8 protein-coding genes are annotated in these 9278 nt (G+C 69.8%); 3 read left to right on the top strand and 5 right to left on the bottom strand.

Translation table 11 applies throughout. The features are described from left to right. The first annotated feature begins 175 nt into the window (after positions 1-175). The 3 genes from R6V09_RS37735 to R6V09_RS37725 are packed head-to-tail and all read left to right on the top strand — an operon-like array spanning position 176 to position 2271. Positions 176-622: an organic hydroperoxide resistance protein gene (locus R6V09_RS37735; RefSeq protein WP_317885988.1), complete on the top strand. Its 447-nt coding sequence runs from the start codon at positions 176-178 to the stop codon at positions 620-622. Positions 623-659: 37 nt separating this feature from the next. Beyond that, the gene (locus tag R6V09_RS37730) at positions 660-1823 is read left to right on the top strand and encodes a serine hydrolase domain-containing protein (protein WP_317885987.1); all 1164 of its coding nucleotides are present in this window, start codon (positions 660-662) and stop codon (positions 1821-1823) included. 37 nt (positions 1824-1860) lie between these two features. Beyond that, complete coding sequence (locus tag R6V09_RS37725; RefSeq protein ID WP_317885986.1) at positions 1861-2271, top strand: RidA family protein; 411 nt, start codon at positions 1861-1863, stop codon at positions 2269-2271. Positions 2272-2317: 46 nt separating this feature from the next. On the opposite strand, the gene R6V09_RS37720 is transcribed toward R6V09_RS37725, so the two are convergent. The 5 genes from R6V09_RS37720 to R6V09_RS37700 form a co-directional block, all read right to left on the bottom strand. After that, positions 2318-5071, bottom strand: coding sequence for a bifunctional YncE family protein/alkaline phosphatase family protein (locus R6V09_RS37720; RefSeq protein ID WP_317885985.1), 2754 nt, complete (start codon positions 5069-5071; stop codon positions 2318-2320). Between the two features lie 13 nt (positions 5072-5084). Then, the gene (locus R6V09_RS37715; protein ID WP_317885984.1) at positions 5085-6434 is read right to left on the bottom strand and encodes an ABC transporter permease; all 1350 of its coding nucleotides are present in this window, start codon (positions 6432-6434) and stop codon (positions 5085-5087) included. Next, entirely contained in the window at positions 6431-7369 is a 939-nt protein-coding gene (locus R6V09_RS37710) for an ABC transporter ATP-binding protein (RefSeq protein WP_317885983.1), read from the bottom strand. The genes R6V09_RS37715 and R6V09_RS37710 overlap by 4 nt, the downstream gene beginning before the upstream one ends. 120 nt (positions 7370-7489) lie before the next feature. Then, positions 7490-8335 (bottom strand): DMT family transporter, encoded by an 846-nt coding sequence (locus tag R6V09_RS37705; RefSeq protein WP_317885982.1) that lies wholly within the window; start codon positions 8333-8335, stop codon positions 7490-7492. Further along, the gene (locus tag R6V09_RS37700) at positions 8332-8853 is read right to left on the bottom strand and encodes a YbaK/EbsC family protein (RefSeq protein ID WP_317885981.1); all 522 of its coding nucleotides are present in this window, start codon (positions 8851-8853) and stop codon (positions 8332-8334) included. Before R6V09_RS37700 ends, R6V09_RS37705 begins: the two co-directional genes overlap by 4 nt. Between the last annotated feature and the right edge of the window lie 425 nt (positions 8854-9278).

Below are 9278 nucleotides of genomic sequence, written 5' to 3'. Positions count from 1 at the left end.
TGGCGGCTGGCCGAGCGCGCCGAGGCTGCGGCGGAACGAGCCCGCTGACCCGGGGTTACTCAGGGTTTACACCCCCTGCCTACGATGACCGACCTACCGGCCAGTACCTTGTGCACGATGTAGTTGCACACTCTTGTGTTCCGTCTTGTGTTTCCGTTCTGGGGGAGGTCCCGCCATGGCCGACGACACCGCCGTCGACACCCGCCCGACGAAGATCATGTACGTCGCCGAGGCCACCGCCCACGGCGGCCGGGACGGCTATGTCAGCAGCCAGGACGGCCAGCTCTCCCTCCAGGTCGCGATGCCCCCGGCACTGGGCGGCGACGGCAACGGCACCAACCCCGAGCAGCTCTTCGCGGCCGGCTACAGCTCCTGCTTCCACAACGCGCTGGTCCTCGTCGGCCGCCGGGCCGGCTTCGACCTGACCGGTTCCACGGTCGCCGCGAAGGTCGGCATCGGCCCCAACAAGCAGAAGGGCTACGGCCTCGCGGTCGCCCTGAGCGTCTCCCTGCCGATCCTCGACTCGGACATCGCGGCGAAGCTGGTGGACGCGGCCCACGAGGTCTGCCCGTACTCGAACGCGACGCGCGGGAACATCGACGTCACGATCCTGCTTGGTTGAAGCAGGACAGCGGGTCGGCGGAACCAGGAGTGCGGACGTGGACGTGAACGGCGTGGTGGCCGAGGGCTTCGAGCCGGTCAGGGAGGCGTTCGCCGCCAACTTCGAGGTGCGCGGGGACCGGGGCGCGGCGGTGACGGTGTACCGGGACGGGCACCAGGTCGTGGACCTGTGGGCCGGCACGAAGGACGTCGACGGCACCGCGCCCTGGCAGCGGGACACGGCTCAGATCGTCCGCTCCGCGACGAAGGGTGTGGCCGCCGCGGCGCTGCTCCTGCTCGCACAGCGCGGGGAACTGGATCTGGACGCTCCGGTGGGCGAGTACTGGCCGGAGTACAAGACGGCCGGCAAGGAACGCACCCTGGTGTGGCATCTGCTCGCGCACCGCGCGGGCGTGCCGGTGCTGGACCACCCGCTGACCCCGGAGCAGGCCGCCGACCCGGTACTGGGCGCGCAGGCGGTGGCGGCGCAGGCGCCGGTGTGGGAGCCGGGCACGGACCACGGCTATCACGCGCAGACGTACAGCTGGCTGACCGGTGAACTCGTCCGCCGGGTGACGGGCCGGTCGATCGGCACGTGGATCGCGGAGGAGATCGCGGGCCCGCTCGGAGCGGACCTGTGGGTGGGCCTGCCGTCCGGCGAGGCGGGCCGGGTGGGCCGAGTCGCACAGGTCGAGGCGGCTCCGCCGGACGCGCACGCACTCCGCGTCCGCCCCAAGCGGACGGTCTCCGAGGCGTACGCGAACCCCGACTCCCTCACCCGGCGCGCGTTCGGGGCGATCACCCCGATGCCGGACGAGAACGACCCGGCGTACCGGGCCGCTGTACTCCCGGCGTCGAACGGCATCGCGACGGCGGACGGCCTGGCCCGTTTCTACGCCTCCCTGATCGGCGAACTGGACGGCGGGACAAGGCTGTTCACCCCGGAGACGGTCGAACTGGCCCGTACGGAACGCTCGTCGGGCCCGGACCGCGTGCTGGTGATCAACACCCGTTTCGGCCTTGGCTACATGCTGCACGGCGGCGCGTCCCCGCTGCTGTCCGCCGGCTCCTTCGGCCACCCGGGCCGGGGAGGTGCGCTCGGCTTCGCCGACCCCGAATCGGGCATCGCGCTCGGCTATGTCACCAACGGTTTCCGCAAGAGCGTGACGGCGGACCCGAGGGCGCAGGCGCTGGTGAAGGCGGTACGGGAGTCCTTGCCGTAGCCGGAATGGACGGGGCCGGGCGGGATGTTGCCCGTCCATGACGCCCAAGAACGACTCTCGCACGATCACCAACCCGCGCACGCTCCACGACCCGACACCCTTCGGCTACAGCCACGCGGTGTCGGCACCCGGCGAACTCGTCTTCATCGCGGGCCAGTATGCCTCCGACCCGACGGGTGCCCCGGTACCGGGCGACTTCGCGGCGCAGGTGGACCTGGCCTTCGACCGGCTCCGCGCGGTCCTGGAGTCGGTGAACCTCGGCTTCGAACACGTGGTGCGGCTGGGCACGTTCGTCGTCGACCACGACCTCGCGAAGCTGGAGACCCTGGGCAGGGCGCTGCACGCGCACTTCGGCGACCGCCTCCCCGCCCAGACCCTCAGCGGGGTCGCGTCCCTCGCGTTGCCGGGGATGCTGTTCGAGGCGGACGCGGTGGCGGTACGCCCCTGACCGGCGGTGACGCCGGTCAGGGGGCCGTTGACCCGCTGGAGCTCGGTCAGCCCTCGGACTCCGACGACGGGAGGTAGGCGCCGGGTACGTCGTCCGGCGCGTAGATCTTGCTGTCGCCGGGGTACGGCTTGGTCCAGTTGTGGGTCTGGTACCAGGTGTAGCGGTTCATCTGGGTGGGGTTGGCGTAGTCGGGCACGGCGTGCGGGCCGGTCAGCCGCTGATGCGAGGCCCAGGTCTTCCACTGGGCCGCGAGCGCCTTCTCGGCCGCCGGTACGGACACGGACGTCGGCGCGGCTGCCGCCCTGGTGTCCTGGGCCGCCGGGGTGTCCGAGCCGCAGGACGGCTGGGGGCTCACGCCGAGGGTCAGCGAGGTCCGGTTGGGGACCGCCGTGAACGGTGTGTCGTCGGCCTTGTTCGTGAACGCCCCGTACATCGGGGTGGCCGCGCTGTCGAGCTGGTTCATCGGGTGGATGCCGAGGATCTGCTCGATCGTGCGGACCATGGTGATCTGCGAGTAGTAGTGGTCGTCGACCGTGCTGTGGTTGGCGTAGGGGCTGATGACCTGGACCGGGGCGCGGTGGCCGTCGACGTGGTCGAGGCCGGCCTGGGAGTCGTCCTCGACGACGAAGATCGCCGAGTCCTTCCAGTACGAGCTGTGGGTGATCTTGTCGACCATCCGGCCGACCGCGAGGTCGTTGTCGGCGACCTCGGCGGCGGCATTCGCGGGACCGCCGGTGTGGTCGTTGGAGAACCAGAACATGTTCAGGTTCGCCGGGCCGCTCTTGTCGAAGTCCTGCTGCCAGATCTGCTCTTTGTAGATGTCCGGGACATCGAGGTCGAACAGCGGGAAGCCCTGCACCGACACGTCGTTGAGGGAGGGAATCGCCGAGCCCGTCTTGATGGGATAGGCAGTCTGCGCTCCGGTCGCGGCCATGTTCTTGCTGTCGCAATACAGGTTCTGCCAGTTCGCGCCGGCCGGCTTGGTCTCCAGCGACTGGAACTCGCCGAAGTCCTTGACGGACTTCCCGGCCGCCTGCGCGCCGGTCCAGATGAACCCGGACTTCTGATGACCGAGGACGTCGTTCTCGGTGTCGTAGCTGCGCGTGTACTCGCCGGCCGAGGACTCGGTGTACTCCGGATTGTCCGACTGCATCAGCCAGTTGTGGCCCTCGGCGGAGTTGGTGCCGATGTCGTAGAAGTTGTCGTAGAGCCCGAACTGCTCGGCCAGCGCGTGCTGGTTGGGCGTCACGTTCTCGCCGAACTGGGTGAGCGAGGCGTTGCCGTTGCCCTGCGGGAGGTCACCGAAGACCTGGTCGTAGGTGCGGTTCTCCTTGACGAGCAGGAAGACGTGCTTGATCGTCGACGGGTCGCCGAGGCGCGCCGGGACCGGGACGGCCTTCGTGTGGCTCTTGCCCTTGGCGGTGGTGACCGAGCCGGGCGTCCAGCCGTTCTGCTTGAAGACCTTGGCCGTCTGCGACCTGACGACGAGGTCGCTCGGCAGCGTGAACTGCGTCAGGCTCGACGTCGTGTCGTGCGTGTTGTGGCCGGCGGCGTCGGGACGGAGCGCGTCGACGCCACGGGTGTTGGCGACGACGACCTGCTTGCCGTTGGCCGTGATCCCCGAGGGGAAGTAGTCGGTGGGGAGCAGGCCGATGTAGCGGGCGGGCTGCTGCGGGGAGTTGTAGCGGTAGACGGCGACCGCGTTGGCGCGGCCGAGCGTGACCAGCAGCCGGCCGTCGTCGGTGAGTGTCACCGCGTTCGGCTCGTAGCCGACGGACGCCTCGGGCCACGGCTGGGTGGCGATGGTCTGGACGACCTTGTCCTTGCGGGTGTCGATGACCGACACGCTGTTGTCGGCGGTGTTGGTGACGAACACCGCGCCCTTGCTCGCGTACACGGCGGTCGGGTGCAGTCCTACGGCGATGGTGCCGACGGCGGCGGACGGGTCGGCGGTGTCGATGACGCTGACCGTGCCGGTGGTGCTGGCGCCGGTCTTGGGGTTCGCGGGCACGTCGGTGCCGTAGGAGTTGATGGTGGTGTCGCCGGCCTTCGCCGGGCGCCCGCCCTCGTTGCTGACGTACAACTTGCCGCCGACCAGGGCGATTCCGCGCGGGGCGGTGCCAACTGTCCAGCTCTGCTTGATGGTTCCGGTCGCCGCGTCGATGGCGACGACCTTGTTCTGGCCGTTGACCGCGGAGTACACGGTGGAGCCGTCGGCGGAGAACACGGCCGCGCCCACGAGCGCCTGCTTGGCGCCGTCGGCCGCGATCGGGACGGCGGTGGGGGCGGCGAGAGTTCCGTCGGCGTTGACGGTGAACTTGGTGTAGCCGTTCGCCTGCCCCAGCCACAGCTGCTTGCCGTCGGGCGAGTAGGTCGGGCCTTCCTGGCCGACGGCGCCGGTGCTGATGCGCAGGTCGTCCGCCGCGCTGGTGCCGACCTTCTGCTTCACCTGACCGGTAGTCAGATCCATGATCACCAGAGACGCGTCGCCGTCGGCGATCGAGGCCGCGAGGTGGGTGCCGTCCGGGCTGACCGTCGACGACATGATCTTGCCGTCGTTGATGACGGTGCGGCTGCCGTACGGCTTGATGTACTGGTCGCTGGAGATGACCTGGCCGTTGGCGGTGGTCTGGCCGACCTGCTGGGTGCCGAACTGGTATGTCGAGGCGACCGCCGTGCCCGTGACGCCGAGGGCGACGGCGATGCCGGCCGTCACGAGCAGTGCCCGGCGGCCGACGTGTCTGCCGAAGAGGTTGACCTGGTTTTTCTCGTTGATCCGACGCTGGCGGGTTACCTGCACGGAACTGTTCCCTTCAGTGGGTGTCGAGCAGATCGACGTTGCCGTCGAACTGCCACAGCGGATTCGGGGCATCGCCGGTCGAAGTCCGCACCAGGAAGTAGCCGTTGACTTCCTTGGGACCGTCGCCGTCCGCCACGAACCGCCCGTCCGAGGTGATGTCGAGCTGGTAGATCGCCGTCCCCGTGACCGCGACCCCGGGGAGATGCCAGCTCACGACGCAGCGCCAGTCGTTGCCCGCGCCCTCCTGGGCGGCCTGGCCGTCGCTCTTGGTGCAGGCCGCCGAGGTCCGCAACTGGGCCTCGGTGACGGCGGGCCGGTGGAGTTGCCGCGTCTGCAGTCGATAGAGGTGGGCGAACACGGTCGCAAGGGACTTCTGCACCTTCCCCTGCTCGATCCCGGAGCCCGTCGACGGCGTCGCCACGGCGACCGCCCCCACGGTGACGGCGGTCAGCGCGGCCAGCGGCAGCAGCCCGACGGTGATCGCGCGGCGCCCGGAACCGTCGTAGGCCGGGTTGGTGAAGTCCCGCCGTACGAACAGCACATGGGCCAGCGCGGTCGCGAGTACGGCCCACGACAGGCTGACCGCGACGCCGATGAGGAGCGGGGCGAGCTGGGCCGGGCTGGTGAACAGGCCGTTCCAGGCGATGAAGGCGTAGCCGGGCAGGGCGAGGCGCACCGCGACGGGCAGCGGCAGCATCTGGGCGACCTGCATCGAGAAAGCGACCAGCACGGGCAGCAGCAGCCCCATCGAGGACCGCCCCAGCGCGACCGACCCGAGGAGTCCGATCGCGGCGAGGGCCAGGGTCGGCGCGAGGGCACAGAGCCAGGCGAGCAGGACCCGTCCGGCCGCGTCCCCCGGCCCCAGCAGGTGACCGTCGAGACCGACCAGGGGCTGGTTGCCGACGGCCACGAGCCCGCCGACCGCGCTGGACCCGGCCAGCCCGGCCACCAGAACCACTATGACGGTGAGGCTGGCCAGCGACTTCGCCACGAAGATCCGCGCGGGCGAACGGACCGCCACCAGCAGATGCCGCCAGGTGCCGAGCCGGTCCTCGGCCGCGAACACGTCACCGGCGACGAGCGAGGTCAGCAGCGGAAGCGCCCAACTGCCCGCGAACCCAAGCATGACCAACGGCCCGGCCCACCCCGTGGCGTGCATCCAGCGGCCGAAGAGAGTGTCGGAGGGGAGCGTGCTCTGCCCGCTCACCCCGGCGACGAAGAGCGCGGGCGCGACCCAGCAGGCGAGGACCAGCAGCCGGATCCGCCACTGCGAGACCAGCTTGACGAGTTCGAAGCGGTAGCCGCGCGCGACCGATACACGGCGGGCCACGGCGACGGGTTCGACGACGGCGGTCGCGCTCATCGACCGGCCTCCTGATCGGTGAGGGCGAGGAACGCGGCCTCCAACGGCGATACCACGGGCGCGAGTTCACGCACCGCGATACCCGACCGCACGAGCCCGGCCACCAGTTCGTCGAGGGCGGGTGTCAGCGCGCGCACGACGAACACCTCGGCGTCCTGCCGTACTCCGCTGTCGTCGACGATCCGAATGCCGGCCGTGTCGGCGCCGAGCCGGCGCGCGGCCTCGGGGTCGGACGTCCGCAACCGGTACTCAAGCTCGCGGCTCTCGGCGGCCAGCTTGCTCAACGGGCCGGAGAAGACGACCCGTCCGGTGGCGAGGATGGTGACCTCCGAGCACAGCGCCTCCAGGTCGTCCATACGGTGGCTGGAGAGCACCACGCCGGTCCCGTCGGCGGCGAGTCTGCTGAGCACCCCGTGCACATGTCTCTTGCCCGCCGGATCAAGGCCGTTGGACGGTTCGTCGAGCACGAGGAGGCGGGGCTTGGTGAGCAGGGCTGCGGCGAGCCCGAGCCGTTGCCGCATACCGAGCGAGAAGCCGCGGGCCCGGTCGTCGGCGACATCGGTGAGCCCGACCTGGTCGAGCACGTCGTCGATCCCCGCCGTCCGCGCGTCATGACCGCGCAACGCGGCCAGCGCGGCTAGGTTCTGCCGGGCGGTGAGCGAGGGGTAGAGACCGGGCCCGTCCACGAACCCGGCGACACCGTCGGGGGCGGCGAACGCCCGCCCGACCTGCCTACCCAGGATCTCCAGGCGCCCACCGTCGGCGACGGCCAGCCCCAACAACAGCCCGAGCAGGGTGGTCTTGCCGGCCCCGTTCGGCCCGACCAGACCGTGGATCTGTCCCTGCGTCACATCCAGATCGACACCGTCGAGCGCGACGACATCGCCGAAGCACTTGGTGATCCCGCCGGCCCGGACCGCGTAGCGTCTGCCCATGAGCCCCTTCTTTCGAATCCTCAGGGACCCTAGGGGCACCACACATCACACACACAGACAGCCGTCTGAACGCCCATGGAACGGATCGTCAAGTCGTCGGCAAGCCCGGTGAAGAAACGGTCAACCCGCCCGCAACATAAGCCCGATCCCAGCCACAAGCAGCAAGGCGGCGGCGATACGGGGCGCCCCGAACCGCTCCTTGAAGAAGACGGCCCCGATGGCCGCGCCGACGATGATCGACGACTCGCGCAGGGCGGCGATGGGGGCGAGGGCCGCACGGGTCTGGGCCCACAGGACGAGTCCGTACGCCAGCACGGACAGGGCGGCGCCGAGGAAGCCGACGGCGACGAACGGCCGTAGGGCCGGTAGGAGTTGACCACGCCGGAGATAGAACGCGTAGACCGGGATCATCCAGCCCTGGACAGCCATCAGCCAGGCGATGTACCCCAGCGAGGACCCCGAGGCACGCACACCGAGCCCGTCCACGACGGTGTACGCGGCGATCGACAGACCCGTCGCCAACGCGGCCCCGATCGCCGTCCAGTTGGGCCGCCGCCCGCGCATCCCCCACAGCGCGACACCGGTCAGCCCCGTGCACGACAGCGCGATACCGGCCGCCGCCCACCCGTCGGGCACCTCGTGCGCGAAGACGGCGGCGAAGACGGTGACGACGAGGGGCGCGGTGCCGCGCGCGATCGGATAGGCCTGCCCGAAGTCCCCGAGCCGGAACGACTTCATCAGCAGGAGGTAGTACGCGAGATGGATCAGCGCGGACACCCCTATGTACAGCCACGCCCCGGCGGCCGGAAACGCCGTGAACGGCACGAGCGCCAACCCGATGACCGTCCCACCACCCGCGATGAGCGTGAACCCGACCAACTTGTCGGTGATCTGATGCGCGAGAGCGTTCCAGCAGGCATGCGTGACGGCGGCGAGCAGAACGGCGGCGGCGACCAGTGGTGTCACGAGGTCTGCTCGCGCACGTCCACCAAGGTGGCACCGGCGTACGCGACAAGTTCCTTGGGTTCCATGGGAAACACGGCATGCGGATTGCCTGCGGCGGCCCACACGACGTCGTGCGCGAGCAGCGAACGATCAGCGAGCACACGGGTCTTCGTACGGTGTCCAAAGGGCGGCACGCCTCCGATGGCATACCCGGTCGTCTCCCGTACGACGTCGGCCTTGGCCCGGGTGACCTTCTCGACGCCGAGCTCCTCCCGAACCCGCTCCACGTCCACCCGCGATGCCCCGTCCATCAGCACCAGTACCGGTACCCCGTCCGCCGCGAAGATCAGGGACTTGCAGATCTCACTCAACTCGCACCCGATCGCGGCGGCGGCCTCGGCTGCGGTACGGGTGGCGTCCGGGAAGCGCCGGATGCTGCTGAGTAGTTCCCCGAGTCCCAACTCCCGCAAGGCTTCGGCGAAACGGGGGTTGGCGCCGGAGTCTGAGTCCTGGGTGTTTTCGCTGTCGTTCGTGGTCATGTGAGGCACGCTAGCGGGGGGTGTACGGGGCCTGCGACTGAGTTCTTACCGTTGGGCCACTCGCTTCTTTGTCAGTGTCGGGATTGCGTGAGCCGAGTAAAGGGCGCTCCCTGCGGTCGCGTCGGCTACGCCGATTCCGCTGCGCTCCACCCTTGACTCACCTCACACAATCCCGTTTCAGAAGCGAGCGAGCGGCCCAGGGAGAGCAATGGGGGGCCGAGGCATGCCAACCCCTTACGTCGGCTGCGTCCGCAACCGGCGGAGAGGGACGCGACCGCGCCTCGCCAGCACGCCGCGCCGGCTCAGCGGCCAACGGCGAGTGGCTGGATCCCCGAGGGCGGGAGGGGAGAGAGGGAGGGGGAGGTAGGGGTCCCAAAAAAGTGTGTCACTTTCCCTGGAAGTGACACACTTCTACGGCACCCACC

Origin of the sequence: Streptomyces sp. W16 (assembly GCF_033194735.1) — a bacterium.
Taxonomy (GTDB): domain Bacteria; phylum Actinomycetota; class Actinomycetes; order Streptomycetales; family Streptomycetaceae; genus Streptomyces.
The sequence above is the reverse complement of the archived record's forward strand: the minus strand, read 5'-3'. Positions and strand labels throughout refer to the sequence as shown.

What these genes read in the sequence shown, in the direction of transcription:
- R6V09_RS37715 (WP_317885984.1), bottom strand. Translation starts at nt 6,434, where the DNA reads ATGAGCGCGACCGCCGTCGTCGAACCCGTCGCCGTGGCCCGCCGTGTA.
- R6V09_RS37725 (WP_317885986.1), top strand. Translation starts at nt 1,861, where the DNA reads ATGACGCCCAAGAACGACTCTCGCACGATCACCAACCCGCGCACGCTC.
- R6V09_RS37735 (WP_317885988.1), top strand. Translation starts at nt 176, where the DNA reads ATGGCCGACGACACCGCCGTCGACACCCGCCCGACGAAGATCATGTAC.
- R6V09_RS37710 (WP_317885983.1), bottom strand. Translation starts at nt 7,369, where the DNA reads ATGGGCAGACGCTACGCGGTCCGGGCCGGCGGGATCACCAAGTGCTTC.
- R6V09_RS37700 (WP_317885981.1), bottom strand. Translation starts at nt 8,853, where the DNA reads ATGACCACGAACGACAGCGAAAACACCCAGGACTCAGACTCCGGCGCC.